This is a genomic window from Citrobacter amalonaticus, from assembly GCF_018252635.1.
Classification (GTDB): domain Bacteria; phylum Pseudomonadota; class Gammaproteobacteria; order Enterobacterales; family Enterobacteriaceae; genus Citrobacter_A; species Citrobacter_A amalonaticus_E.
In genome coordinates this window covers 363,923-390,168 of sequence record NZ_JAGTXM010000004.1, presented here as the reverse complement: position 1 = coordinate 390,168, position 26,246 = coordinate 363,923, and the positions used below count along the sequence as shown (strand labels likewise).

20 protein-coding genes and 4 pseudogenes are annotated in these 26,246 nt (G+C 53.3%); 13 read left to right on the top strand and 11 right to left on the bottom strand.

Features of this window, described 5'->3' with window-relative positions:
* Positions 1-24: 24 nt before the first annotated feature.
* On the bottom strand, positions 25-3,927 hold the full coding sequence (gene hrpA / locus KE671_RS14650) for an ATP-dependent RNA helicase HrpA (RefSeq protein ID WP_206163524.1): 3,903 nt from the start codon (positions 3,925-3,927) through the stop codon (positions 25-27).
* Positions 3,928-4,128: 201 nt separating this feature from the next.
* Between hrpA and azoR the strand changes: the two genes are divergently transcribed.
* A complete protein-coding gene (gene azoR, locus KE671_RS14645) occupies positions 4,129-4,734 on the top strand; it encodes an FMN-dependent NADH-azoreductase (RefSeq protein WP_043000613.1) in 606 nt (201 codons plus the stop codon).
* Here the strand turns inward: azoR and KE671_RS14640 are convergent.
* The 5 genes and pseudogenes from KE671_RS14640 to KE671_RS14620 all read right to left on the bottom strand — a co-directional run bounded on the left by KE671_RS14640 (position 4,682) and on the right by KE671_RS14620 (position 9,344).
* A pseudogene (locus tag KE671_RS14640) lies at positions 4,682-5,177 on the bottom strand (GFA family protein). The gene azoR and the pseudogene KE671_RS14640 sit on opposite strands and share 53 nt — an antisense overlap.
* Positions 5,178-5,197: 20 nt before the next feature.
* Positions 5,198-6,070 carry an aldo/keto reductase family oxidoreductase gene (locus KE671_RS14635; RefSeq protein ID WP_206163522.1) on the bottom strand — a complete coding sequence of 291 codons (873 nt, stop codon included), beginning with the start codon at positions 6,068-6,070 and terminating at the stop codon, positions 5,198-5,200.
* Positions 6,071-6,185: 115 nt separating this feature from the next.
* The gene (locus KE671_RS14630; protein WP_206163707.1) at positions 6,186-6,509 is read right to left on the bottom strand and encodes a YdbL family protein; all 324 of its coding nucleotides are present in this window, start codon (positions 6,507-6,509) and stop codon (positions 6,186-6,188) included.
* A 7-nt stretch (positions 6,510-6,516) separates the two neighbouring features.
* On the bottom strand, positions 6,517-6,708 hold the full coding sequence (locus KE671_RS14625) for a YnbE family lipoprotein (RefSeq protein ID WP_206163521.1): 192 nt from the start codon (positions 6,706-6,708) through the stop codon (positions 6,517-6,519).
* Entirely contained in the window at positions 6,705-9,344 is a 2,640-nt protein-coding gene (locus KE671_RS14620; protein WP_206163520.1) for a YdbH family protein, read from the bottom strand. The genes KE671_RS14625 and KE671_RS14620 overlap by 4 nt, the downstream gene beginning before the upstream one ends.
* A gap of 197 nt (positions 9,345-9,541) precedes the next feature.
* Between KE671_RS14620 and KE671_RS14615 the strand changes: the two genes are divergently transcribed.
* Positions 9,542-10,531 (top strand): 2-hydroxyacid dehydrogenase, encoded by a 990-nt coding sequence (locus KE671_RS14615; RefSeq protein WP_206163519.1) that lies wholly within the window; start codon positions 9,542-9,544, stop codon positions 10,529-10,531.
* Between the two features lie 109 nt (positions 10,532-10,640).
* Entirely contained in the window at positions 10,641-11,060 is a 420-nt protein-coding gene (gene hslJ / locus KE671_RS14610) for a heat shock protein HslJ (protein ID WP_206163518.1), read from the top strand.
* A 10-nt stretch (positions 11,061-11,070) separates the two neighbouring features.
* Here hslJ and KE671_RS14605 read toward each other — a convergent pair whose 3' ends face one another.
* Positions 11,071-11,343 carry a putative hemolysin gene (locus tag KE671_RS14605; RefSeq protein WP_206163517.1) on the bottom strand — a complete coding sequence of 91 codons (273 nt, stop codon included), beginning with the start codon at positions 11,341-11,343 and terminating at the stop codon, positions 11,071-11,073.
* Between the two features lie 156 nt (positions 11,344-11,499).
* Positions 11,500-11,850 carry a C40 family peptidase gene (locus KE671_RS14600; RefSeq protein WP_241029873.1) on the bottom strand — a complete coding sequence of 117 codons (351 nt, stop codon included), beginning with the start codon at positions 11,848-11,850 and terminating at the stop codon, positions 11,500-11,502.
* A 739-nt stretch (positions 11,851-12,589) separates the two neighbouring features.
* Here KE671_RS14600 and nifJ point away from each other — a divergent pair.
* From nifJ to uspF, 4 genes are all read left to right on the top strand, one after another.
* On the top strand, positions 12,590-16,114 hold the full coding sequence (gene nifJ, locus KE671_RS14595; protein ID WP_206163515.1) for a pyruvate:ferredoxin (flavodoxin) oxidoreductase: 3,525 nt from the start codon (positions 12,590-12,592) through the stop codon (positions 16,112-16,114).
* A gap of 362 nt (positions 16,115-16,476) precedes the next feature.
* The gene (gene ompC, locus KE671_RS14590; RefSeq protein WP_206163514.1) at positions 16,477-17,601 is read left to right on the top strand and encodes a porin OmpC; all 1,125 of its coding nucleotides are present in this window, start codon (positions 16,477-16,479) and stop codon (positions 17,599-17,601) included.
* A 156-nt stretch (positions 17,602-17,757) separates the two neighbouring features.
* Positions 17,758-17,970: a KTSC domain-containing protein gene (locus tag KE671_RS14585; protein ID WP_043000601.1), complete on the top strand. Its 213-nt coding sequence runs from the start codon at positions 17,758-17,760 to the stop codon at positions 17,968-17,970.
* Positions 17,971-18,051: 81 nt separating this feature from the next.
* Complete coding sequence (uspF, locus tag KE671_RS14580) at positions 18,052-18,486, top strand: universal stress protein UspF (RefSeq protein ID WP_061077624.1); 435 nt, start codon at positions 18,052-18,054, stop codon at positions 18,484-18,486.
* A gap of 70 nt (positions 18,487-18,556) precedes the next feature.
* Here uspF and KE671_RS14575 read toward each other — a convergent pair whose 3' ends face one another.
* Entirely contained in the window at positions 18,557-19,750 is a 1,194-nt protein-coding gene (locus tag KE671_RS14575) for a zinc-dependent alcohol dehydrogenase (RefSeq protein WP_206163513.1), read from the bottom strand.
* 39 nt (positions 19,751-19,789) lie between these two features.
* A pseudogene (locus KE671_RS23085) lies at positions 19,790-19,897 on the bottom strand (NAD(P)-dependent dehydrogenase); the annotation flags it as partial.
* A 615-nt stretch (positions 19,898-20,512) separates the two neighbouring features.
* Here KE671_RS23085 and KE671_RS14570 point away from each other — a divergent pair.
* From KE671_RS14570 to ttcA, 6 genes and pseudogenes are all read left to right on the top strand, one after another.
* Complete coding sequence (locus KE671_RS14570) at positions 20,513-20,698, top strand: general stress protein (protein ID WP_043000597.1); 186 nt, start codon at positions 20,513-20,515, stop codon at positions 20,696-20,698.
* A 148-nt stretch (positions 20,699-20,846) separates the two neighbouring features.
* Positions 20,847-20,951 (top strand): annotated as a pseudogene (locus KE671_RS23080) (hypothetical protein); the annotation flags it as partial.
* An 85-nt stretch (positions 20,952-21,036) separates the two neighbouring features.
* Positions 21,037-22,443, top strand: a complete 1,407-nt coding sequence (locus KE671_RS14560; RefSeq protein WP_206163511.1) for a cytochrome ubiquinol oxidase subunit I — start codon at positions 21,037-21,039, stop codon at positions 22,441-22,443.
* Positions 22,443-23,453 carry a cytochrome d ubiquinol oxidase subunit II gene (cydB, locus tag KE671_RS14555; protein ID WP_206163510.1) on the top strand — a complete coding sequence of 337 codons (1,011 nt, stop codon included), beginning with the start codon at positions 22,443-22,445 and terminating at the stop codon, positions 23,451-23,453. The genes KE671_RS14560 and cydB overlap by 1 nt, the downstream gene beginning before the upstream one ends.
* A gap of 161 nt (positions 23,454-23,614) precedes the next feature.
* Positions 23,615-23,824, top strand: a pseudogene (locus KE671_RS22835) (site-specific integrase); the annotation flags it as partial.
* Between the two features lie 47 nt (positions 23,825-23,871).
* Positions 23,872-24,807: a tRNA 2-thiocytidine(32) synthetase TtcA gene (gene ttcA, locus KE671_RS14550; RefSeq protein ID WP_206163509.1), complete on the top strand. Its 936-nt coding sequence runs from the start codon at positions 23,872-23,874 to the stop codon at positions 24,805-24,807.
* Between the two features lie 42 nt (positions 24,808-24,849).
* Here ttcA and dbpA read toward each other — a convergent pair whose 3' ends face one another.
* Positions 24,850-26,223, bottom strand: a complete 1,374-nt coding sequence (dbpA, locus tag KE671_RS14545; RefSeq protein ID WP_206163508.1) for an ATP-dependent RNA helicase DbpA — start codon at positions 26,221-26,223, stop codon at positions 24,850-24,852.
* Positions 26,224-26,246 lie beyond the last annotated feature (23 nt).

Genomic DNA, 26,246 nt, shown 5'->3' with positions numbered 1-26,246 from the left:
GCGAAGCCGACATCCGGCGCTGAATTACCCGCTAATCTGTTCCATCGCCTGCAGGATCCGTTTATCCGAAATCGGATACGGCGTCCCCAGCTGTTGGGCAAAATAACTCACCCGTAGCTCCTCAATCATCCAGCGGATCGCTTTGACTTCCTCGTCTTCTCGACGTGCCGGCGGCAGTTTGTTAAACCACTGCTGCCATGCCTGCTGTACGCTTTCTACTTTCAGCATCTGCGCGCGATCGCGGTGGGGATCAATCGCCAGTTTCTCGAGACGTTTTTCAATGGCCTGTAAGTAACGAAGCGTATCGCCCAGACGCCGAAAGCCGTTGCCGGTGACAAATCCGCGATAGACCAGGCCGCTCATCTGCGCTTTGATATCCGAAAGCCCCAGCGCCATCGTCATGTCCACCCGCCCTTTCAGACGTTTATTGATGTTAAAGACCGCGGTCAGGATCTGTTCAACCTGCTTCGCAATCTCCACTACCGTCTCGTTCAGCTCGGCGCGAACCTTCTCATGCAGCGCGGCAAAGCCCTCTTCGGTCCACACCGGACCACCGTTGGCGTCAATCAGCTTATCCACGCCGCAGGAAATGCAGTCGTCAATCAGTTCCAGTACTTTCCCGTACGGGTTGAAGTACAGGCCCAGTTTGGCTTTGTTTGGCAGCTTCTCGTGCAGATATTTGATCGGTGACGGGATGTTCAACAACAGCAAACGGCGCAAACCTGACCACATTGCCTGCTGCTGTTCCAGCGGATTATCAAACAGTTTGATCGCCACGCTATCGCGTTCATCCACCAGCGCTGGCCACGCTTTGACTTTGTAGTTGCCGCGCTTTTGCTCGTAACTTTCCGGCAGTTGCCCAAAGCTCCAGATGTGCAGCCCGCTCTGTTCAATGCCGTCATCGGCCACCGCCGAGAGCGTTTCCTGCACTTTTCCTTTCAGCCGGTCTTTCAGTTCCTGCAAGGCGCGCCCTTCTTCCAGCTTCTTGTTTTTATCATCCACGACCCGGAAGGTGATTTTCAGATGATCGGGCACCTGATCCCAGTGCCAGTCCTCACGGTCAACCGTCACACCCGTCATCCGACGCAGCTCGCGCTCCAGCGCGTCCAGCAGCGGCAGCTCAAGCGGCGTCACGCGGCCTAAAAACGCGTCGGCATAGTTCGGAGCCGGAACAAAGTTACGCCGCACCGGCTTCGGCAGCGATTTAATCAGCGCAATCACCAGTTCACGACGCAAGCCCGGGATCTGCCATTCAAAACCGCTTTCGTCTACCTGATTAAGCAGCGGCAGTGGAATATGTACCGTCACCCCGTCCGCATCCGCCCCCGGTTCAAACTGATAGCTCAACCGCAGTTTGAGACTGCCCTGATGCCAGAAGTTCGGGTAGTCCAGCTTGCTGATGTTGTCCGCACCCGCTTTGATCAACATGCTCTTTTCAAAATTGAGCAGATCCGGCGTCTCACGGCTGGCCTTCTTCCACCAGTTATCAAAGTGGCGGGCGGAAATGACATCATGGCTGATGCGCTGATCGTAGAACTCAAACAGCGTCTCGTCGTCTACCAGGATGTCGCGGCGGCGAGATTTATGCTCCAGTTCCTCCACTTCGGCGCGCAGCTTGAGGTTTTCGCGAAAGAAGGCATGACGCGTCTGCCAGTCGCCCTCCACCAACGCATGGCGGATAAACAGTTCACGACATAGCGCCGGATCAATCTGGCTGTAGTTCACCTTACGCGCCGCGACGATCGGCAGACCGTAAACGGTCACCTTTTCTGTCGCCATTACTGCACCCTGCGCCCGTTCCCAGTGCGGTTCACTGTACGAACGTTTAATCAGATGCTGAGCGACCGGTTCGACCCACTCGGGATCGATCCGCGCGGCAATGCGCCCCCACAGGCGACTGGTTTCCACCAGTTCCGCCACCATTGCCCACTTCGGCGGCTTTTTGAACAAGCCGGAACCGGGGAAAATCGAAAAACGGGCGTTACGCGCACCGGTATACTCCTGCTTGTCAGCATCTTTCATGCCAATATGCGACAACAGCCCGGTCAGTAGCGCAATATGGATCTCGCGGTATTCCGCCGGTTCGCTGTTCACCGGAATACCCAGCTCTTTCACCACCTGACGCAGTTGGGTGTAGATATCCTGCCACTCGCGCACGCGCAGATAGTTCAAATAGTCGGTCCGGCACAGGCGACGAAACGCGTTTGACGACAGCGCTTTTTGCTGTTCGCCGAGGTAATTCCACAGATTCACGAACGCGAGGAAATCGGACTCTTTATCATGGAAGCGGCGGTGTTTTTCATCAGACGCCTGCTGCTTGTCCATCGGGCGTTCGCGCGGATCCTGAATCGACAGCGCCGAGGTAATGATCATCGCCTCGCGCACGCAGCCGTGTTTTTGCGCCTCCAGCACCATTCGCGCCAGACGCGGATCCACCGGCAACTGGCTCAACTGGCGCCCCAACGGCGTCAGTTTATAGGCCGTCGCCTGTTCATCGGTGGCGATCGCACCCAGTTCTTCCAACAGACGCACGCCGTCCTGAATGTTGCGTTTATCCGGCGCTTCGACAAACGGGAACGCGGTGATATCGCCCAGCCCCAGCGCGGTCATCTGCAAAATGACCGACGCCAGGTTGGTGCGCAGAATTTCCGGGTCGGTAAACGCCGGACGCGACAGGAAATCGTCTTCAGAATAGAGACGAATACAGATACCTTCGGATACGCGACCGCAGCGCCCTTTACGCTGATTGGCGGAGGCCTGCGATACCGGTTCAATCGGCAAACGCTGCACTTTGGTGCGATAGCTATAGCGGCTGATACGTGCGGTACCGGGATCGATAACATACTTGATACCCGGCACCGTCAGCGAGGTTTCCGCCACGTTGGTCGCCAGCACAATACGCCGCCCGCTGTGCGACTGGAAGACGCGATTTTGTTCGCTATTCGACAGGCGCGCATACAGCGGCAGCACTTCCGTATGGCGCAGATTGAGTTTATTCAACGCGTCGGCGGTATCACGGATCTCGCGCTCTCCGCTCATGAAGATCAGTATGTCGCCGGGGCTTTCGCGTCCCAGTTCATCTACCGCATCGAAAATCGCCTGCAACTGGTCACGCTCGGTGTCATCAGCCTCTTCAACAATCGGTCGATAGCGAACTTCCACCGGATACGTGCGCCCAGAGACCTCAATGATCGGCGCATTGTTGAAATGGCGCGAAAAACGCTCAGGGTCGATGGTCGCGGAGGTGATGATAATTTTCAGATCCGGACGGCGCGGCAGCAGTTCTTTCAGATAACCAAGCAAAAAGTCGATGTTCAGGCTACGTTCATGCGCTTCATCGATGATGATGGTGTCGTACTGCATCAACAGACGGTCCTGCTGAATTTCCGCCAGTAGGATACCGTCGGTCATCAGCTTCACCATGGTGTTATCGCTGACGTGATCGCTAAAGCGCACCTTATAGCCAATGCACCCGCCCGGCTCCGTCTGCAACTCTTCAGCAATACGGTTCGCCACCGTTCGCGCCGCCAGGCGACGCGGTTGGGTGTGACCGATCAGTCCTTTCACCCCGCGACCCAGTTCCATACAGATTTTCGGGAGCTGAGTGGTTTTTCCTGAACCGGTTTCCCCGGCCACGATCACCACCTGATGATCACGAACGGCGTCGAGGATCGCCTGTTTTTTCTGACTGACGGGCAGGTTTTCCGGGTAGGTAATCTCAGGTCGCGCCGCTTCGCGTAGCACAACTTTACCTGCCGCCTGTTCAATCTCTTTCGCCATCTCCTGGTAAATGGCCTGTTGTGCATCAGGATTTTTAACCTTCTTCACACCGTGCAGGCGGCGCGAAAAGCGCTGCCGATCGCGCAGCATCAGTGAATCCAACTGCTGCTGTAAGGCATGAAAGGATAATTTTTGCTGTTCTGTCATAACGTTATGAGGCAGTGCTCTGCCTGATTAAATCTCTTCTAAATGATAGGTATAGAGTACCACATCAGCACATTTTGTGTGTTGTTCAATAAATTCGAACATAGAATTCGATATATTGCGCTTTCTCTGCGACAGGATTGTGAATACAGTGTCAACAAGCAACGGGGCACAGCCCATTCAAACACCTATAAGGAAACACCCATGAGCAAGGTATTAGTTCTCAAATCCAGTATTCTGGCAGGGTACTCTCAGTCTGGTCAGTTGTCTGATTATTTTGTTGAACAGTGGCGTGAAAAGCACTCTGCTGACGAAATCACCGTTCGTGACCTGGCTGCTAATCCGATCCCGGTCCTGGATGGCGAACTGGTGGGTGCCCTGCGCCCAAGCGATGCGCCGTTGACGCCTCGTCAACAGGACGCACTGGCGCTGTCTGATGAACTGATCGCTGAACTGAAAGCGCATGATGTCATTGTGATCGCCGCGCCGATGTACAACTTCAACATCCCGACGCAGCTGAAAAACTACTTCGACCTGATTGCGCGTGCTGGCGTGACGTTCCGTTACACCGAGAAAGGTCCGGAAGGTCTGGTGACCGGTAAACGTGCGGTGATCCTCTCCAGCCGCGGCGGTATTCATAAAGACACCCCGACCGACCTGATTGCGCCGTACCTGAAAGTCTTCCTCGGCTTTATCGGCATCACCGACGTGAATTTCGTATTCGCTGAAGGGATTGCCTACGGTCCGGAAGTAGCGTCTAAAGCGCAGTCTGACGCCAAAGCCGCCATCGATAGCGTGGTTGCCGCGTAAGTTCTTCCCCTCCCGCTCCGGCGGGAGGTTTTTTATTTGCTCTGATAACGTAAATAACCCACCACTCCCTGACTCACACCATCACTCGGATGATTCACTCCGTCAGTCACTTCCACACAGGCAAAATCGAACGGCGACACATGCTCAATGCATGCGACGTTCACACCATACTGATCCGGGCTGGATCGGCGTTGATGGAAGGTATAAATCCCACACACTGAGCAAAAAAAATGCCTTGCTGTGCCGGTATTGAAACGATACTCCGTCAGTTTATCCTGACCCGCGAGCACCTCGATTCCCATGAGCGGTGCAGAAACCACTACCGCCCCCCGCATCCGACAAAATGAACAGTTGCAACGACGAATGGTATTGAATCCATCGCTGAGTTGAACCGTAAATTTGACAGCGCCGCAATGACACTGCGCATTCAGTTTTTCAGTCATTTTCAACCTCCGCCTTATGCCTACTTCTGCGCAATACTATCCAGCGTTGCCAGCACGTCAGTTGACAGAATCAGATCCCCTGCGGCCATATTTTCATGCAGATGCGTCACCGACGACGTACCTGGTATCAGTAACATATTCGGCGAACGGTGTAGCAACCATGCCAGAGCGACCTGCATCGGTGTCGCATTGAGGCTTGCGGCCACTTCCGAAAGCGTTGAGGACTGTAGCGGCGTAAACCCACCCAGCGGGAAAAAAGGAACATAAGCAATGCCATCTTCTGCCAGCGAGTCGATCAGTGCGTCATCCTGACGATGGGCGATATTGTACTCATTTTGCACACAGACCACGTCCGCGATGCGGCGCGCTTGCGCGACCTGACTGGCGGTTACATTACTCAGGCCGATGTGTTTGACCAGCCCCTGCTGCTGAAGCTCAGCCAGTACGGTAAAACTCTCTTCGATGGATCCTTCATGAGGGCCGTGGCCATCGCCCAGCATGATACGCAAGTTAACGACATCCAGGACATCCAGACCGAGATTGCGCAGATTATCGCGAACCGCCTGCCTGAGTTCCTCTGGCGAGAATGCCGGTAGCCAGGAGGCATCGTCTCCACGGCGGGCACCAATTTTAGTAACAATCACCAGATCGTCCGGATAAGGGTGAAGCGCTTCGCGAATGATTTGATTTGTGACGTGCGGACCGTAAAAATCGCTGGTATCAATGTGGTTGACTCCCAGCGCAATCGCCTCCCGAAGCACCGTCAGCGCAACATGACGATCGCGCGGTGGACCAAAAACCCCAGGTCCAGCCAGTTGCATGGCCCCATATCCTAAGCGTTTGACCTGCCGGGAACCGAGTGAAAACGTGTCAGATTTACCATGAGTTGCCATAACTGCCCCTTCTGCTGAATAGCACGTAAGAAAAGAGAGTATAGAAACTTACCCTGCAAATTATTACGCGCCAGCCAACAAAACGGAAAAGCCGCAGAACGCAGATAACGACGATTTACTTGCGTAACCACTTACCGTTGATACCCTGGACATATTCGCCAGGTTTAGCGCGTTCTATCAGTTTCTGTCCGGCCATTTTCGCCACTTCATCGACCGGGATGTTATGACTCTCAGCTAACCGCTGGTAACTGGCGCGGCGCGCGTTGTTGATTTCACTGACCAGCGCCTGCGTTTGCGCATCCTGTTTCAGCGCCACCAGATAGCCATTGAACGTTTCGCCGACCCGTCCCTGGGTTCTGGCCTCATTTAACGTCAGCGCAAAAGCGTGTCCACTCAGCAAACTCAAAATGAGCGTCGCCAGAATAAAGGTTCTTTTCATCATCGCCTCAGAACAAGTCGCTGCGGGATTTGAGCAGGCTTTCAACGTCCTTATCCACTTTGATATGGATCTCATGCTCAATTTTGACGTTCATATTGATGGTAATGGGCTCCTTTGGCGCCGCGACTTCAATGCGCGGCGTACAGCCCGTTACTAACCACAGCGGGAGAAGCGCCAGCATGACTGCCATTGTTTTCATTGGGGTTCCTCACATTCCTTGCCTTGTTGACAGGTTTTTTCCGGCAGCGCCGCGTTTTGTTCAAGCCATGCCTGTAGATTGTCGCCAAAGCGCAGACTGCGCCACAGCGTAAAAACATTCTCTTCGTGGGTGTAGTTGAGATTCACCGTGCCGACCTTGCCATCCACATGGCTGTTGCCACGGATTTGCGCCTGCATCGTCAACACGCCCAGATTATCTAAATTAATCCTGGTCCATGAGTGGGCAATCTCCATATACCGTAACCAGTTGATGGCCGCCCCTGCCGCCATGTTGTCTTTTACCACCGCATCGGCGGTATCTTTATCGATGCGCAGGGTCATCGGACCCGGATTGGTTAACCAGCCGTCTTTGATGATCCATTTCTCATCGTTCAGCCACAGAGGGAGCGCACCGCTCACCGGCCCGGACATCGCGAACTGTTTCGGGTTAACCGCGCTGATAAGTTCGCTTGACGAGATATTTTGCACCCGCACCAGCGCCGGATCGTGCTGCGGCATACGCAGTTGTTGCATGGAAACCTTACCGCCCAACACATCCACATTCACGTTAGTCAGTAGCAGCGGATCGGCTTCACTCCACGGATAAGCCCCTTCCAGATCGGCGGTGATATTGGTAGCGGTCACCTGGTTGATGACTTCGGCGATGCGCAGCGAAACCGGTCCACGTGTCCCCAATTGCCATGCGCCCGCACTAAAGCGGAACGGCAAGACGAAATCGACGCCGTTGATCTGGTTATCCGGCATCCAGGCGCTGCCGCCTTTTAAGACACCGTGACCGCCGGCCTCGAATCCCTGTTCCGCTGCCGCTGAAAACGCCACCTGGGCATACAGCTCTCCCTCGCGGAGTTTCATTTTCCACTCAGGCGGCACCAGCGGCTGGAACACGTCCAGCGACTGTTTCGGCCACCAGGCCTGGCCGCGTAAACGCAGGCCATCCCAACGGCCATTTAACCGCACAGGGCCGATCGCCCCGGCATGTAAATCGCCTTTAAACAGGAAAAAGGTCGGATCACGCCCCTCCACGCTGAACGTGAGGGTTGAGGGCGGTAAAACGCTGCCGGCGGAAAAATGTGTTTCTCCGGCATCAAGCAAAAGCGCCCCGCTGAACCGGGGGTGTGCCGCATCACGCACCCATTCAACGGGTTTAGCCATCATCAGACGAGGCGTATCCACCTTCATGGTGCCGTACTGAAGCTGGTCAAATCCGGTGGACAAATCGGTCAGCGTAATGGTGTTGTCATGCCACTCGCCTTTGCCTGCCACGTCCCATTTCGCGTGCATCGGGGTAAAACTGCCCTCGCCCCAGTAGCGCCACCGCCAGCGCCCCGCATCTGGCAAAAAATCATTCGCCAGACCGTCCAGATGCAGAACGAAATCTCCCATCTGGTTCTCATGGGCGCGCAGGATCGCCTGCAGTCGTCCATCTACGCCACGCTGAGTGACCTTTACGCCCGCCAGCGGCCAACGGATTTCGTCGATATCCAGCGAGTCGATGACCCGTCCGCGCGAGCGCAGCAGCGCGCCAGGTTCAAACGTCAGTTCCGGATCGGTCAGGCTGCCGGTCAACTGCGCCGGCAATCTGGCATAGAAAATCAGATCATCCTGCTTGGCTTCGCCGGTCAGTTGCAGCGGCATGGCGCTGTTGTCCATGCTCAGTTTTCCCGGCCCAAACGAAAGCACCGCGTTGCCTTTCCCTGCTTCCCCCTGGGTGAGCACGTTAAACCGGCCGCTGATCGCAGCTTTCTCGGTGCCTTCCTGCCAGTTGTCCACCTTCACGCCCAGGCGCCCACTGAGGGGAAAGCCCTGATAAGGCCATGACCAGCGCCCGTCGCTAATAATGAGCTGCTGGCGCGTGAGTTCCCACGGCAGATCGAGCAGCGGCTCGGCATTATCCCGCGCCATTACAATCAACTGTCCGGCATTCTCACGCCACTCCAGTTCCGCATCGACCAACGCCGGTTCCTGCGGCAGGCTGAGCGTGGCAACGGTGTGTCCACTTACCGGCAGTCCATCCGGCACCAGCGGCATCGTAAATTCACCAACCAGTTTAACCGGCGGTTGGCCGTCAAACGCCATGACATCAAGCTCACTTACCGTCAGCGTCTGACCGCGCAGTTGACCTTGAAATTTCACCTTGTCGCCCTGATAACGAAGTTGCTGGACCTCAGGCGTTAGCGAAACGTTCAGTTTGCCCTGCCACACCTGCCAGGGCGAAAGAATGACGTTGTCGATGGTGATCCAGGTATTGGGCAGCATCGACTGCCATTCGGCGAGAGTGCGCGGCGCGGCGGGAGACGGTTCCGTTTGCGGCAGTTTTGCCAGACAGGCAGAGTCGAGTTCAAGCGTATCGATGTCCAACTGCCAGCGACTGGGATGCGACAACCGGGCCTGACTGACACGGGCTAACGGGCAATCATCAACCAGATAGCGGAGTTCAGGAATCTGTAAACCGTGGCGCGTGAATCGGGGACTGTCATCCAGCGCAATGCGCGTTCCGACCGGCAGCCAGATGCCCGCCAGCGTGGGAACCCACAACCCCAGCGTCATCATCAGAGTCAGCGGCACGAGGATCACGAGCAACAGGAGCGCCAGAGCGGCTTTATATTTACCCTTCATGGGCAGTTAATATCCTGATTTAGCGAAAAATTAAGCCGAATTAGGCCTCTATTGTGTCATGTTTAGTTAAACATGCCCAGATTAAGAATAGATGCTCTAGAATTATTCATAATAGGTATTACTTTCAATGATATTTGATATTTTGTAAAATATTTTGAATTAGTTAACTGTGATTCGACTTCACTGGAGAAAGTCTTATGAAACTCGCCGTCTACAGTACAAAACAGTACGACAAGAAGTACCTGCAACAGGTTAACGAGGCTTTTGGCTTTGAGCTTGAATTCTTTGATTTTCTGTTGACGGAGAAAACGGCTAAAACCGCACATGGTTGCGAAGCCGTGTGTATCTTCGTTAACGATGATGGCAGTCGCCCTGTACTCGAAGAGCTTAAAAACCATGGTGTTAAGTATATTGCGCTGCGTTGCGCGGGTTTCAATAACGTCGATCTGGATGCGGCAAAAGAGTTAGGTTTGCAGGTCGTTCGTGTCCCGGCTTATTCTCCGGAAGCCGTTGCGGAACATGCGGTAGGGATGATGATGACTCTGAACCGCCGTATTCACCGTGCTTATCAACGTACCCGCGATGCCAACTTTTCACTGGAAGGGTTAACCGGCTTCACGATGCACGGCAAAACGGCGGGGGTGATTGGTACCGGGAAGATCGGCATCGCCGCCCTGCGTATCCTGAAAGGCTTTGGGATGCGTCTGCTGGCGTTTGATCCGTATCCCAGCGCGGCTGCGCTCGAACTCGGCGTCGAATATGTTGATCTCCCGACGCTGTTCGCTGAATCCGATGTGATTTCGCTGCACTGTCCGTTGACGCCGGAAAACTATCACCTGCTAAACCATGCCGCGTTTGATCAGATGAAGAATGGCGTAATGGTCATCAACACCAGTCGCGGCGCGTTGATCGATTCTCAGGCGGCGATTGAAGCGCTGAAAAATCAGAAAATTGGTTCACTGGGGATGGACGTTTACGAAAACGAGCGCGATCTGTTCTTCGAAGATAAGTCGAACGACGTTATCCAGGATGATGTTTTCCGTCGCCTGTCGGCCTGCCACAACGTCCTGTTTACCGGGCATCAGGCTTTCCTGACGGCTGAAGCGTTGACCAGCATTTCAGAGACTACGCTACAGAATTTACGACAGTTAGCGAATGGCGAGTCCTGCCCTAACGCCCTGTTCTGATCCGCCCCCCTCCTGGTTTCAGGAGGGCATTTCAGAATTTCCCCAAAGCCACTGGCGATAAGATCGGTATGCTGTCAGTGGCGATTACGTTTTAATGCAGAGAGTTAACATGAAGAAGGTCATAGCGCTGGCTGCGCTGAGCCTGCTGGTAGCAGGTTGTGTAAGCAATGGAAAAGTGTCAGTTACCCGTGAGCAATTGCAACATCACCGCTTTGTTCTGGAGAGTGTGGACGGTAAACCGGTCAATGCAGCGGGCCATCCGCTCGAATTAAGCTTTGGCGAAAAGATGACCATTTCCGGCAATATGTGTAATCGCTTTAACGGTCAGGCATCACTCTCTGACGGCGCATTGAAGGTAAAAGAGATGGCGATGACCCGTATGATGTGCGCCGATCCTCAGCTCAACGAGCTGGATAACACCCTCAGCACCATGCTGAAGCAAGGCGCACAGGTAGACCTGACCGCGAACCAGCTCACCCTGGCCACTGCGGAACACTCGTTAAGTTATAAACTTGCCGACTTAATGTAGTAATGAGCGCTTAATAGCTACCACAACTTCCCGCGGCGAGGGATTGTTCGCTGCAACGTTTGCCGTTGGGAAGCGCGCACATACCGATTGCCGAGCCATCCAGTTGACGAGCGACCGAAAGCGAACCGCCAATCATGGCGCAATTGGCCTCACCGGAACTGGTCATCGCCGCTTTTAAACCTGGCGCGACATGTGCTGCTGTCGCCTGCTGTACAGGTTCATTGTCACTGCTGCAAGCCGACAATACTAACGCGGCACATCCTACCCAAAACGCTGCACGCATTTGACTCCCCTCATATTCTGTAAGCGTAAACAAGCCGCACTAATAATAGGCATCCCAATCCGTCGCGTCGAGAGCCAGAACGCGCAATTATGCGGCCCCGCCGTATTTTATTGCGCTTATTCAACCGATGTTTGATCCCGCGCCCCTGTCCTGTCGTTATGCGCTTACCCGACGAGCGGTCAAATAGTGCGCCTGCCAGTAATGATTCGACAGATGTGACAGCGTCACGCCTTGCGAGCTGGATGCATGAATAAAGGCATCATTGCCGACATAGACGCCAACGTGATGTACGTTAGGCTCCGTCTTAAAGAACACCAGATCGCCGACGTTAAGCTCGCGCTGGCTGATTCGCTGCCCCATGTGACTTTGCTCCTGCGCGGTGCGCGGCAAGCGTCTATGGATTGTCGAAGCAATAATTCGGCGTGTGAATGCCGAGCAATCAATACCGTTGCGGCTGTCTCCCCCCCAGCGGTAATCGGTTCCTCTCCACGCTGCAAATTCACTCATAATACGACGCTTAAGTTGCGCGTTCTTATTCTGAACAGGCGCTTGTGAAAAGTACCTTTCAGAATAAGAGAGTGGTGAGAAAGTATTGAATCCCCAGTCTCTCGCCTGGTTTTTCACGAAAGCAAATGACGACGATGAAACGGTAATAAGTAAAGTAAGCAGTAATATTCGAAACATAACCTAATCAAAACAATTAAATACATGAACACATCCATACTTTTGGCGCACGAAAAAGGGTATCGATAACGATAAATAAAAGAGTCATTTTTGTTATAGCGCGTATTCGCGATGAAAAAGATTATCGACATTCAATAACGCGAGAGGTTAACTGCCCTTCCCGTTCTGAACGGCGCTCAGTATAGGTGCGGGCGACCTGATACCGAACTTAAAAAGTCTTATTAAGAAATTCACACCATGACGATAACGGTCAGGATAATAAATTCATTAAGGAAATCCTTAAAGGAGATATAAATCCATTTTTGGACAATGCGTTTTATATATTGTCTCTTTCCCGGGTGATAACCAGCTCATAACAAAAATGCACAATTAAATATACAACCCAATATTGAGCTTCGGGCGATAAGCATGTCGTTATTTTTGCGAGCATTGTGTCAATTTGTGCACTCGAAAGCGGCACAACTTCTAGGGAATACCGGAAAGTCCTATACTAAAGGAATAACTATCAGGGCGCTAAGTGGTTTCCTGCGTCTCTCTTTTTTGCGCAATGTAAGGGTGTCATATGCAAACAATTGACGGTAATGGTGCAGTCGCTTCGGTGGCGTTTCGTACCAGTGAAGTTATCGCCATCTACCCCATTACGCCCAGTTCCACAATGGCTGAACAGGCAGATGCCTGGGCGGGTAACGGGCTTAAAAATGTCTGGGGAGATACGCCGCGCGTTGTCGAAATGCAGTCGGAAGGCGGTGCGATCGCGACCGTTCACGGTGCGCTGCAAACCGGCGCGCTTGCCACTTCTTTTACCTCTTCACAGGGGTTACTGCTGATGATCCCCACGCTGTACAAACTGGCGGGACAATTAACCCCCTTTGTACTGCATGTCGCCGCCCGTACCGTAGCAACCCACGCGTTGTCTATTTTTGGCGACCATTCTGACGTCATGGCAGTCCGACAGACCGGATGCGCCATGTTGTGCGCCGCGAGCGTACAGGAAGCGCAGGACTTCGCGCTGATTTCGCAAATTGCTACCCTGAAAAGCCGGGTTCCCTTTATTCACTTCTTCGATGGTTTCCGCACCTCGCATGAAATCAACAAAATCACCCCGCTGACAGATGACACGATCCGCGGCCTGATGCCGCAGGCTGAAATTGATGCACACCGCGCCCGGGCGCTCAACCCGGAGCACCCGGTGATCCGCGGTACTTCTGCAAATCCGGATACGTACTTCCAGTCCCGCGAGGCGACCAACCCGTGGTATGACGCGGTATACAATCATGTCGAACAGGCGATGAATGATTTCGCTGCCGCAACCGGTCGTCAGTATCAGCCGTTCGAATATTACGGTCATCCGCAGGCCGAACGGGTCATGATTCTGATGGGCTCTGCTCTCGGCACCAGTGAAGAGGTGGTTGACGAACTGCTGACGCGCGGCGAGAAAGTTGGGGTGCTGAAAGTCCGCCTGTTCCGCCCCTTCTCAGCTAAACATATGCTACGGGCCTTGCCTGAATCCGTCCGTGCGATTGCCGTGCTCGATCGCACCAAAGAACCGGGCGCCCAGGCCGAACCCCTGTATCTCGACGTGATGACCGCGCTGGCGGAAGCCTTTAACAACGGTGAACGCGAAACGTTGCCGCGCGTGACAGGCGGCCGCTATGGCCTCTCCTCCAAAGAATTTGGGCCGGAATGCGTGCTGGCAGTCTTTAATGAACTGCGTCAGGCGAAACCCAAACCTCGCTTCACCGTTGGTATCTACGATGATGTCACCCACCTGTCGCTGCCGCTACCTGACAACACCTTACCGACGACGGCGAAGCTGGAGGCATTGTTTTACGGTCTCGGCAGCGACGGCAGCGTTTCAGCAACCAAGAACAACATCAAGATCATCGGTAATTCGACGCCATGGTATGCCCAGGGCTACTTTGTGTATGACTCTAAAAAGGCCGGCGGTCTGACAGTGTCCCACCTGCGCGTGAATGAAAAGCCAATCCGTTCTGCTTACCTGGTTTCACAGGCCGATTTTGTTGGCTGCCATCAGTTACAGTTTATCGACAAGTACCAGATGGCTGAGCGTCTGAAGCCCGGCGGTATTTTCCTGCTGAATACGCCATATCCCGCCGATAAAGTCTGGTCACGGTTGCCGCAGGAGGTACAGGCGGTGCTGAACCAGAAGAAAGCGCGTTTTTATGTCATTAATGCGGCGAAAATTGCCCGTGACTGTGGACTGGCGGCGCGAATTAACACCGTTATGCAGATGGCATTCTTTCATCTGACGCAAATTCTGCCGGGAGACAGCGCGCTGGCTGAACTTCAGGGTGCAATTGCCAAAAGCTATAGCAGCAAAGGGCAGGACCTGGTGGAACGTAACTGGCAGGCACTGGCGCTGGCGCGTGAATCTGTTGCTGAGGTGCCGTTGCAGGCAGTTGATCCACATAGCGCCAATCGTCCTCCAGTGGTGTCTGACGCCGCGCCTGATTTTGTGAAGACCGTGACCGCGGCAATGCTCGCAGGCCTCGGCGACGCCCTGCCCGTTTCGGCGCTGCCGCCCGACGGAACCTGGCCTATGGGCACAACACGCTGGGAAAAACGCAATATCGCCGAAGCAATCCCCATCTGGAAAGAGGAACTTTGCACCCAGTGTAACCACTGCGTTGCCGCCTGCCCGCACTCGGCCATTCGTGCCAAAGTGGTCTCGCCGGAAGCAATGGAAAACGCTCCCGCCAGCCTGCATTCGCTGGATGTGAAGTCTCGCGACATGCGCGGACAGAAATACGTTTTACAGGTCGCACCGGAAGACTGCACCGGTTGTAATCTGTGCGTAGAAGTGTGTCCGGCAAAAGACCGTCAGGATCCGGAAATCAAGGCCATCAACATGATGCCCCGCCTTGAACACGTTGAAGAAGAGAAAGTGAATTATGACTTCTTCCTCGATCTGCCTGAAATTGACCGCAGTAAACTTGAACGCATTGATATCCGCACCTCTCAGTTGATTACGCCGCTGTTTGAGTATTCCGGTGCCTGCTCCGGCTGTGGCGAAACGCCATATATCAAATTACTGACCCAACTCTACGGCGACAGAATGCTGATTGCCAACGCTACCGGGTGCTCGTCTATTTATGGCGGAAACCTGCCTTCCACGCCTTACACGACGGATGTTAATGGCCGTGGTCCCGCGTGGGCAAACTCGCTGTTTGAGGATAACGCAGAGTTCGGTTTGGGCTTCCGTCTGACCGTCGATCAGCATCGTGTACGCGTACTGCGTCTACTCGAACAGTTTGCCGACCAGATCCCGGCTGAACTGTATGATGCCTTACATGCAGAAGCGACCCCTGAGGTTCGTCGTGAGCAGGTGGCCGCGCTTCGTCAGCATCTGCACGGTGTCGTGGGTGCGCGCGAACTGCTCAACGACGCCGATGCGCTGGTCGAAAAATCCATCTGGCTGATTGGCGGCGACGGCTGGGCTTACGATATTGGCTTCGGTGGGCTGGATCATGTGATGAGCCTGACTGAAAACGTCAATATTCTGGTGCTGGATACGCAGTGCTATTCCAACACGGGCGGTCAGGCCTCAAAAGCCACCCCGCTTGGCGCGGTGACAAAATTTGGCGAGCACGGCAAACGGAAGGCGCGTAAAGATCTGGGCGTCAGCATGATGATGTACGGTCATGTCTATGTGGCGCAGATTTCGCTCGGGGCGCAACTCAACCAGACCGTGAAGGCTATTCAGGAAGCGGAAGCGTATCCGGGTCCGTCGTTAATTATTGCCTACAGTCCATGTGAGGAGCATGGTTATGACCTCGCGCTGAGTCACGATCAGATGCGTCAGTTGACGGCGACCGGCTTCTGGCCGCTTTACCGCTTTGACCCACGCCGTGCGGATGAAGGTAAATTACCGCTGGCGCTGGATTCTCGCCCGCCGTCAGATGCGCTGGCTGAAACATTGCTCAACGAGCAACGTTTCCGTCGCCTGAATGCACAGCAACCGGAAGTCGCCGGGCAGTTATGGAAAGATGCTGCGGCCGATTTGCAAAAGCGCTATGACTTCCTGGCACAGTTGGCTGGAAAAGCGGAAAAAACCAGTAGTGACTAATCGCGCCGACGCCACCCGCCGGCTCGAGGCAAAAAAAAAGCCCGAACATCCGTTCGGGCTTGTCATTTTGTTAGTTCGCAAATCAGTCGTTTTAGCAATGGACCAACAAAAAAGCAATCTTTGACAATAAAGGCATATAACGCGCGAAGAATATCGCATTCCAAATAGCTTGTATAATTTTAATTTTGTATGTTTCACATAAAAACATTCATGAAAATCATCATCATTTCAACAGAATTAATTATTAATGGTTTTATTTAGGGCGTAACAATTGAGACTTATCTCTTTGCGGAACTTCTCCTTTAGCATGTTTCAACTCCTCTCCTGGAGTCAAAGTCAAATAAAAATGAAAGGATTATTCCATGAAAAGAAAAGTACTGGCCCTTGTCATCCCTGCCCTGTTAACAGCAGGCGCAGTACACGCTGCTGAAGTTTATAATAAAGACGGCAACAAATTAGATCTTTATGGCAAAGTTGATGGCCTGCATTATTTCTCTGATAATGCCAACAGTGATGGCGATCAAACTTATGTTCGTATGGGTTTTAAAGGTGAAACGCAGATTAATGATCAACTGACCGGTTACGGACAGTGGGAATATCAGGTTAATGCCAACACCACCGAAAGCGACCATGGCAACAGCTTCACGCGTCTTGCTTTTGCTGGTCTGAAATTGGGTGAATACGGTTCATTCGACTACGGTCGTAACTACGGCGTCATGTATGACGTGGAAGGCTGGACCGATATGCTGCCTGAATTCGGCGGCGACTCCTACACCTATTCCGATAACTTTATGGTAGGTCGCACCAACGGTGTTGCCACTTACCGTAACACGGACTTCTTCGGTCTTGTTAACGGTCTGAACGTCGCGCTGCAGTATCAGGGTGCCAACGAAGATCAAATCACCAATGAACAGGAAGGCACCGGCAACGGCGGCGGCCGTACCGTCCAGAACTCTAATGGCGACGGTTTTGGTCTCTCTTCGACCTATGACTTCGGGATGGGGGTGAGTTTCGGTGCTGCCTACACTACCTCCGATCGTACTAACGAACAAGTCAATGCTGGCGGCCGCGTTGCGGGTGGCGATAAAGCGGATGCCTGGACGGCGGGTCTGAAATATGACGCCAACAGCATTTATCTGGCGACCATGTACTCTGAAACCCGTAACATGACCCCGTACGGTGATGACGGTGTTGCTAACAAAACCCAAAACTTTGAAGTGACGGCGCAATACCAGTTTGACTTCGGTCTGCGTCCGGCGGTGTCCTTCCTGATGTCAAAAGGTAAAGATCTGACCGGTCAGGGCAATGACGACAGCAAAGATCTGGTGAAATACGCGGATATTGGCGCGACCTACTACTTCAACAAAAATATGTCCACCTACGTTGATTATAAAATCAACCTGCTGGACAACGACGACAGCTTCTATTCTCGTAACAATATTAATACCGATGACGTCGTCGCACTCGGTATGGTCTATCAGTTCTAAGTCTCTCAGCCCGCTGGCAACGGCGGGCTTCTGTCATTTTCCTCGCCGTCATAACCCATTCATTTTGCCTATAACAAAATGCGATATCAGGAAGACTAAACTCCTCGTGGGTGAGATGATATATTCATCATATTACCTGTTGTCGAGGATGCCGCCATGAACCATCAGCCTGTAAAATCATCACGAATTGCATCCGTCGGCTATGACGAGAAATCCTCTACACTGGAAATCCGTTTCTACCAGACGGGGGTTCTGCAATATCGCGGCGTACCTGCACATATATACCGAAATTTTCTTTCAGTGGTCTCAAAAGGCCGGTTTTATGACGGGGTAATTAAGGGTAAATACCCGGAAATCAAAAGCAAATAATGTTGAATTGTGATCTTTGTCATTGTACTGAACCTGCGATAAGACGTTACACTTTCTATGGATACTCAAACAGGAGGTTTAATGAACAGAACAATTCTTGTACCCATCGATATTTCAGACTCAGAATTAACTCAACGTGTGATTAATCATGTCGAAGCCGAGGCGAAAATTGACGATGCACAGGTTCATTTCCTGACCGTCATCCCTTCTCTGCCTTACTATTCTGCACTGGGCCTGGCCTACTCCGCAGAGTTGCCAGCCATGGACGATCTGAAAGCCGAAGCGAAATCTCAACTGGAAGAGATTATCAAGAAGTTCACTATCCCGTCGGACAGAGTGCAGATCCATGTCGTTGAAGGCTCGCCAAAAGACAAGATTCTGGAAATGGCGAAAAAATTAGCGGTGGATATGGTGATTATTGCTTCACACCGCCCGGACATTACCACATATCTGTTGGGATCGAACGCCGCTGCCGTAGTACGCCACGCAGAGTGTTCCGTACTGGTCGTACGCTAACATTTTCAGCCCGCACATCGCTGCGGGCTTTTCGTTGTGCCATAACCGATGTTGCTGATAAATCCGCGCCTCAGAGGGTCGCCTTTTCTTGCGTCATACCAGGCACCAGAATCACTTTTCGACACGCCTCTTCACGCTTTTCAAATATCTCGTAACCCCGTGCGGCCTCTTCGAGTGGCATATGGTGAGTCACAATTTCTTCCGGTGTCAGTAGCCCCTGTTCAATGAGACTAAGCAGATCCGGCAGATAAGCATGCACGTGGGTCTGACCCATTTTGAAGGTCAGTCCTTTGTCAAAGGCATCACCAAACATGAATCCATGAATAAAACCGGCATAAACGCCTGGGACACTGACAACCCCACCACGGCGCACAGCGGCGATACATTGCCGGAGCGCTTTACCGCTACTGCCTTCAATTTTCAACGTGCTAAGTACGGTTTCGGTCAGGCTGCCCTTCGCCTCAAAACCGACAGCATCAATCACCGCATCCACACCGCGACGTCCGGGTGTGTTATCAATGATCCACTCGGCCGGATCGTCGTTTTTATCAAAATTAATCGGGATTGCGCCGTAACGCTGATGCGCAAACTCGAGCCGGTAATCGTTATGGTCAATGATAAAAATATGCTCCGCGCCGTTCAGCCTGGCACAGGCTGCACAGAGTAATCCCACCGGACCTGCGCCAAAGATTGCCACGCTTGAACCCTGCCTGATGTCGGCATTCTTCACCGCTTGCCACGCGGTTGGCAAAATATCTGACAGAAAAAGCACCTTTTCATCCGGCAATGTATCCGGCACTTTGAAGGGGCCGGCATTCGCCTTCGGGACGCGGACAAACTCTGCCTGCCCGCCAGGGATCCCACCATAGAGATCGCTGTAGCCAAACAGCGCGGCGGGAGGCGTAATGTTCTTACGATTCAGTGCAGCACCTTTGCCGCTGTTGGTATTTTCACAGGCAGCATATTGATGCAGATGACAGAAAAAGCATTCACCGCAGGCAATAACAAAGGGTATCACCACGCGATCGCCTTTACTGACTGCCGTCACCTCCGGACCGGTCTCCACCACTTCGCCCATAAACTCATGACCAAATATATCGCCATGATGCGTGCCAGGGATTTTGCCGCGATAAAGATGCAAATCCGATCCGCAAATGGCGGTGGCTGTCACGCGAAGAATTATATCGTCCGGCGCATCAAGACCCGGATCGGGCACAGAATCTACGCTAACGTGATGCGGGCCATGATAAGTGAGTGCTTTCATTCACATTTCTCCTGTGGTCATTGGCTGGCAAACAGCGCGTTAAAAGGTTCCGGTGCCACCGTCTGAACAGCAAACCTGACCGGACGTGTAGCTATTCTCTGGAGCAGCCAGCGTGACATACAGCGGCGCGATCTCCGCCGGTTGACCAGCGTCTGGCAGAAGGTTTCATCGCGGATATCCTCCGGAATCGCCTCTGGTGATTAAGACTTTCTTGCCGTTAAGCCTGCCGCTCCCTTGTTAGCTCTCTTCGCCGTGATCGGGACGGGGCTGCATTTTACCGGCAAGTCCTGGCAAAGGTTGTTTTCAGTACGGTAATGGCGGAGCCGAAAAATGCGCAGCATGCGTTTTATTGGTGATCAGCTTTTGATTATTCTGCTCAGCCATGCGTTTATCTCTCGTTATTTCCCCTAAGCCCCCTTAAGCGTAGAACAAAATTGGCGAGAAGGTTTTTAAAGCCGTCTGAGTGATTAATTTTCGGTCATTCAAACGCCGCCTCTTAATAAATACCGTTTTATTCTGAAGACTATTTTTTTAATCGCCATGCGCTCAGATAGTTACATGCCAACATTTACAAAACCCCCATAAAATAAGCGAGGCGGGTCTTTTCGATAATATATTGAAATGTAACCAGTCAATTTTTTCTGATTTTTTGTGGAAATTTGACTCCTCGCGAATACGCGCTAACTTTAAGCCCTGCACAACGACGGATACAAATTACACTTTTGTATCTGACTGACCTAACCGATATACAAGAGGTGAGATATGGCAGAGCATCGTGGTGGTTCCGGTAATTTCGCAGAAGACCGTGATAAAGCATCTGAAGCGGGTAAAAAAGGCGGTCAGCACAGCGGCGGGAACTTCAAAAACGATCCGCAGCGTGCATCTGAAGCAGGAAAAAAAGGCGGTCAGAACAGCCATAGTGGCGGACGTAAGTCTGATAACTCCTGATTGAAAGACGGCTTTAGCCTTTAATAAATAAAGTGTCCTGCGAGTCTATCTGTAGACTCGCAGCATTTTTTCTGAACCGGGAGAGAACCTTATGAATATGAAAACGCTTGAAGATGTTTTCATCCATTTACTTTCAGACACCTATAGCGCGGTAAAACTTCTGGCGGACACGCTTGAAGAAGAAAAAGAAACCGATCTGAAATTAACTAACCTGGCGGTCGGCAATATCAATAAAAGCGCGGAGAAACGATAACCGCGCCCGAGGTTATTGGTTGGTAAGAAAAAATAGTTTCGTCGCGCTCTGCTTACGGCAGCGCTTTGTCATGGGGTAGCATACCGTGCCTGAACTTGATGCTTTTCATCTGGCCCGTTTTCAGTTCGCCTTCACTGTCTCTTTTCACATTCTTTTCCCGGCAATTACCATCGGGCTGGCCAGCTATCTGGTGGTGCTGGAAGGAATGTGGTTGCGCACGCACAACAACCTCTGGCGTTCGCTTTATAACTTCTGGTTAAAAATCTTTGCCGTCAATTTTGGCATGGGCGTCGTTTCCGGTCTGGTAATGGCCTACCAGTTCGGCACAAACTGGAGCGGATTTTCCCAGTTTGCCGGCAGTATTACCGGCCCACTGCTGCTTTACGAAGTGCTCACAGCCTTCTTCCTGGAGGCGGGTTTCCTGGGCGTGATGCTGTTCGGCTGGAACAGAGTTTCTCCGGCGCTGCATTTTTTCACCACCTGCATGGTGGCGCTGGGAACGCTGATGTCCACCTTCTGGATCCTCGCGTCAAACAGCTGGATGCAGACGCCGCAAGGTTTCAGCATTGAAAACGGCCATGTGATCCCGCAGGACTGGATGGCGATCATTTTCAACCCCTCCTTTCCGTATCGTCTGTTCCATATGTCGATCGCCGCCTTCCTGAGTAGCGCGATGTTTGTGGGAGCCTCTGCCGCCTGGCACTTACTTCGCGGCAACCACACGCCGGCCATCCGCAAAATGTTTTCCATGGCGATGTGGATGGCGTTGATCGTCGCGCCGATTCAGGCGGTGGTCGGCGACATGCACGGTCTCAATACCCTTAAGCATCAGCCGGTAAAAATCGCGGCTATCGAAGGCCACTGGGAAAACCCGCCCGGCGAAGCAACGCCGCTCTTGCTGTTTGGGATGCCGGACATGGAAGAGGAGCGCACGAAATACGGTCTGGAGATCCCGGCGCTGGGTAGCCTGATCCTGACCCACAGTCTGGATAAACAGGTTCCTGCGCTGAAGGATTATCCCAAAGAAGATCGCCCTAACTCCCCTGTTGTCTTCTGGTCGTTTCGTATCATGGTGGGAATAGGATTACTAATGATTGCGCTAGGTCTTTGTAGCGTCTGGTTGCGCTGGCGCCAGCGCCTGTATCAGTCTCGCCCGTTCCTGTGGTTTGCGCTGGGGATGGGGCCTGCCGGGTTACTGGCACTGTTGGCGGGTTGGGTCACGACGGAAGCAGGACGTCAACCGTGGGTGATCTATGGATTTTTACGCACCCGCGATGCCGTGTCATTACACAGCACAACGCAAATGGTCATCAGCTTGCTGGTCTTTATCATCGTCTACTGTGCTGTTTTTGGCGTGGGCTATTACTACATTTTCAGGCTCATTCGCAAAGGTCCGCAACCTGTCAGTGAACTGACGTCAAAAACGGATGGCACACCGGCACGCCCACTCTCGGCGGCAGAACCGGTGACGGATGAAGAGGAGAAGGCGTAATGGGTATCGATATCACCGTAATGTGGTTTGTCATCATTATCTTTGCCACGCTGATGTACATCGTGATGGATGGTTTCGATCTGGGCATTGGGATGTTGTTCAGCGTGGTTCACGACGCCGGTGAGCGTGATGTGATGGTAAACAGCGTGGCGCCCGTCTGGGACGGCAATGAAACCTGGTTAGTGCTCGGCGGCGCGGGCCTTTTTGGCGCGTTCCCGCTGGCCTATGCGGTGATCACCGACGCACTGGCGATTCCGTTGACAATGATGCTCATCGGCCTGATTTTTCGTGGCGTGGCCTTTGAGTTTCGCTTTAAAGCGACACCTTCCCACCGACCGTTCTGGGATTACGCCTTTGCCAGCGGTTCGCTGCTCGCGACATTCAGCCAGGGCATTGTGGTGGGCGCGGTGATTAATGGCTTCGAGGTGACAGAACGCCGTTTTGCTGGTTCAGCACTGGACTGGCTCACCCCCTTCAACATGTTCTGCGGTCTCGGCCTGATCGTCGCCTATCTACTGCTTGGCACCAGTTGGCTAATCATGAAAAGCGAGGGTTCGCTGCAATCGCGAATGCGCGTCCTGACCCGCAAGGTGCTCCTTGCCCTGTTGGGAGTAATTGCGGTGGTGAGCGTCTGGACGCCGCTCGGCTGGCCCGCTATCGCCGAACGGTGGTTTACCCTGCCCAATTTCTTCTGGTTTGTCCCGGTGCCCATTCTCGTGCTGGTGTTGAGCCTGTGGATTTGGCGGCTAAGCGCAGAGGTGAACAGCCATGCGTGGCCATTTATTCTGACGCTGGGTTTGATTTTCCTCGGCTTCAGCGGGCTGGGCATCAGCTTATGGCCGCATATTATCCCACCGCATATCACGCTGTGGGAGGCGGCAGCACCGCCTGCCAGTCAACTGTTTATGCTGGTGGGAACCCTGCTGATTATCCCGGTCATTTTGATGTACACCGCCTGGAGCTACTTTATCTTCCGTGGCAAGGTCTCCGGGGGGGAAGGCTATCATTGAGCGTCAGATCGCAGAGCGTTATTGATCTCCGGGGTCAACGCCCCTCCCAGGCAGAGACCTTTTCCAGGAGTACTGCAAGGCTGAAACGGACTGCTTTTTCGATAACATCCTGACACTCGCCAGAATTCAGAAGTAAGTTTAAGCCGTTTACCGTCGGACGTGTAAAAGGTGCTGGTATTCGTCGCCGTAATCCGTACCATACGCGACATACTTTTGCCTGTAGGCTTCGCTCAACCGAAGCGTTCACGTCTTTTATAGCAAACCCGATGGGGCATGAAACGCGCGCAGGTGGTATATGAAATTGACGTAGCCTGAATCGACGTATTGACGACGAGCAGACTGCCAGGCGAAACGCAAAACTGGCACGGTGATACGCGTGTCGTGTCATGCCCCTTTCCGGTGTTCGAGACAGTAAATAATGTTAGAAAATCAACAAGCGACGAAGAAAGAACAGTACAACCTGAATAAATTGCAGAAACGTCTGCGCCGTAACGTCGGCGAGGCGATTGCCGATTTCAATATGATTGAAGATGGCGACCGGATCATGGTCTGCCTGTCCGGCGGCAAAGACAGCTATACCATGCTGGAAATTTTGCGCAATCTGCAGCAAAGCGCCCCGATTAGCTTTTCGCTGGTTGCCGTAAACCTGGATCAGAAACAGCCCGGGTTCCCTGAGCACATTCTGCCTGAATATCTTGAACAACTGGGCGTTGAGTACAAAATTGTCGAAGAGAATACCTATGGGATTGTGAAAGACAAGATCCCGGAAGGCAAAACCACCTGCTCTCTTTGTTCACGCCTGCGCCGCGGTATTCTCTATCGCACGGCGACGGAGCTGGGGGCGACAAAAATTGCGCTGGGTCACCATCGCGACGACATTCTGCAAACCCTGTTTCTGAATATGTTCTACGGCGGGAAAATGAAAGGTATGCCGCCGAAACTGATGAGTGATGATGGTAAACATATCGTGATCCGCCCGCTGGCCTACTGCCGTGAGAAGGATATCGAACGCTTTGCCGAAGCCAAAGGCTTCCCGATCATCCCGTGCAACCTGTGCGGTTCGCAACCAAACCTGCAACGTCAGGTGATTGCCGATATGCTGCGTGACTGGGATAAGCGCTATCCTGGCCGTATTGAGACGATGTTCAGCGCCATGCAGAACGTGGTCCCTTCGCACCTGAGCGACATTAACCTGTTCGACTTCAAAGGTATTAAGCACGGTTCTGACGTTGTCGATGGCGGCGATCTGGCATTTGATCGTGAAGCGATCCCGCTTCAGCCTGCTGGCTGGCAGCCGGAAGAAGACGACTATCAGCTCGATGAACGTCGCCTGAATGTTGTTGAGGTGAAGTAATCGCAACGGGCCGGATAGTTTTCATCTCCGGCCCGCCATGGGTTATTTCAGCAAACGAACCCGACAGGTTTTACCTTTGATCTTCCCATTCTGCAGTTGTTTCCACGCCTTATGCGCGACCGACTGGCGGACCGCCACATAAACATGCGCCGGATGGACGGTAATTTTGCCAATATCCGTACCGTCCAGACCCATATCTCCGGTTAACGCCCCCAGCACATCGCCTGGCCGCATTTTGGCTTTCTTGCCGCCATCAATACACAACGTCGCCATTTCAGCGACCAACGGCGCAACCGTGCGTTGAGTTGGCGCAGGGACCCAGTTAAGCGTGATCTGTAACATTTCAGAGAGAATGTTCGCCCGCTGAGCCTCTTCCGGCGCGCAAAAGCTGATAGCCAGACCGCTGTTCCCGGCGCGGGCGGTACGCCCAATGCGGTGAACGTGAACTTCCGGATCCCATGCCAGTTCGAAATTCACCACCAGTTCCAGCGATTTGATATCGAGCCCGCGTGCCGCAACGTCAGTCGCTACCAGCACCCGCGCGCTGCCGTTAGCAAAACGCACCAGCGTCTGATCGCGGTCGCGCTGTTCCAGGTCGCCATGAAGCGCCAGCGCGCTTTGTCCAACCGCATTGAGCGCATCGCACACCGCCTGACAATCCTTTTTGGTATTACAGAACACCACGCAGGAAGCCGGCTGATGCTGACTGAGCAACGTTTGCAGCAGCGGGATCTTACCGTGCGCAGAGGTTTCAAAGAACTGCTGTTCGATAGCAGGGAGGGCATCCACCGCATCAATTTCGATAGAGAGCGGATTTCGCTGAACGCGACCGCTGATGGCCGCAATCGCTTCCGGCCAGGTGGCAGAAAACAGCAGCGTCTGACGCGATGCAGGCGCGAAACGGATCACCTCGTCGATTGCCTCACTGAATCCCATATCCAGCATCCGGTCAGCTTCATCCATCACCAGAGTGGTCAGCGCGTCCAGCGAAACGGTGCCCTTTTGCAGGTGGTCGAGCAAACGACCGGGCGTGGCGACGATAATATGCGGCGCATGCTGAAGAGAATCGCGCTGTGCTCCGAAGGGTTGTCCACCGCAAAGCGTTAAGATTTTGGTATTCGCCAGGAAACGCGCCAGACGACGCAGTTCGCCGGCCACCTGATCCGCCAGTTCACGCGTCGGGCACAGAACCAGCGACTGCGTCCGAAACAGAGTGGCATCAATGTGCTGCAACACGCCGAGGCCAAATGCTGCCGTCTTACCGCTGCCGGTTTTCGCCTGCACCCGAACATCCTGCCCGGCAAGGATCGCTGGCAGCGCCGCCGCCTGGACGGGGGTCATGGACATATACCCCAACTCGTTCAGATTCTCGAGCTGGGCGGCGGGTAATACATTCAGGGTAGCAAAAGCAGTCACAATTTAATCTCACGGTAAACGAC

Excerpts from the sequence above, each read along its gene's own strand:
- hrpA (WP_206163524.1), bottom strand. The coding sequence starts at position 3,927 with ATGACAGAACAGCAAAAATTATCCTTTCATGCCTTACAGCAGCAGTTG.
- azoR (WP_043000613.1), top strand. The coding sequence starts at position 4,129 with ATGAGCAAGGTATTAGTTCTCAAATCCAGTATTCTGGCAGGGTACTCT.
- KE671_RS14635 (WP_206163522.1), bottom strand. The coding sequence starts at position 6,070 with ATGGCAACTCATGGTAAATCTGACACGTTTTCACTCGGTTCCCGGCAG.
- KE671_RS14630 (WP_206163707.1), bottom strand. The coding sequence starts at position 6,509 with ATGAAAAGAACCTTTATTCTGGCGACGCTCATTTTGAGTTTGCTGAGT.
- KE671_RS14625 (WP_206163521.1), bottom strand. The coding sequence starts at position 6,708 with ATGAAAACAATGGCAGTCATGCTGGCGCTTCTCCCGCTGTGGTTAGTA.
- KE671_RS14620 (WP_206163520.1), bottom strand. The coding sequence starts at position 9,344 with ATGAAGGGTAAATATAAAGCCGCTCTGGCGCTCCTGTTGCTCGTGATC.
- KE671_RS14615 (WP_206163519.1), top strand. The coding sequence starts at position 9,542 with ATGAAACTCGCCGTCTACAGTACAAAACAGTACGACAAGAAGTACCTG.
- hslJ (WP_206163518.1), top strand. The coding sequence starts at position 10,641 with ATGAAGAAGGTCATAGCGCTGGCTGCGCTGAGCCTGCTGGTAGCAGGT.
- KE671_RS14605 (WP_206163517.1), bottom strand. The coding sequence starts at position 11,343 with ATGCGTGCAGCGTTTTGGGTAGGATGTGCCGCGTTAGTATTGTCGGCT.
- KE671_RS14600 (WP_241029873.1), bottom strand. The coding sequence starts at position 11,850 with ATGAGTGAATTTGCAGCGTGGAGAGGAACCGATTACCGCTGGGGGGGA.
- nifJ (WP_206163515.1), top strand. The coding sequence starts at position 12,590 with ATGCAAACAATTGACGGTAATGGTGCAGTCGCTTCGGTGGCGTTTCGT.
- ompC (WP_206163514.1), top strand. The coding sequence starts at position 16,477 with ATGAAAAGAAAAGTACTGGCCCTTGTCATCCCTGCCCTGTTAACAGCA.
- KE671_RS14585 (WP_043000601.1), top strand. The coding sequence starts at position 17,758 with ATGAACCATCAGCCTGTAAAATCATCACGAATTGCATCCGTCGGCTAT.
- uspF (WP_061077624.1), top strand. The coding sequence starts at position 18,052 with ATGAACAGAACAATTCTTGTACCCATCGATATTTCAGACTCAGAATTA.
- KE671_RS14575 (WP_206163513.1), bottom strand. The coding sequence starts at position 19,750 with ATGAAAGCACTCACTTATCATGGCCCGCATCACGTTAGCGTAGATTCT.
- KE671_RS14570 (WP_043000597.1), top strand. The coding sequence starts at position 20,513 with ATGGCAGAGCATCGTGGTGGTTCCGGTAATTTCGCAGAAGACCGTGAT.
- cydB (WP_206163510.1), top strand. The coding sequence starts at position 22,443 with ATGGGTATCGATATCACCGTAATGTGGTTTGTCATCATTATCTTTGCC.
- ttcA (WP_206163509.1), top strand. The coding sequence starts at position 23,872 with ATGTTAGAAAATCAACAAGCGACGAAGAAAGAACAGTACAACCTGAAT.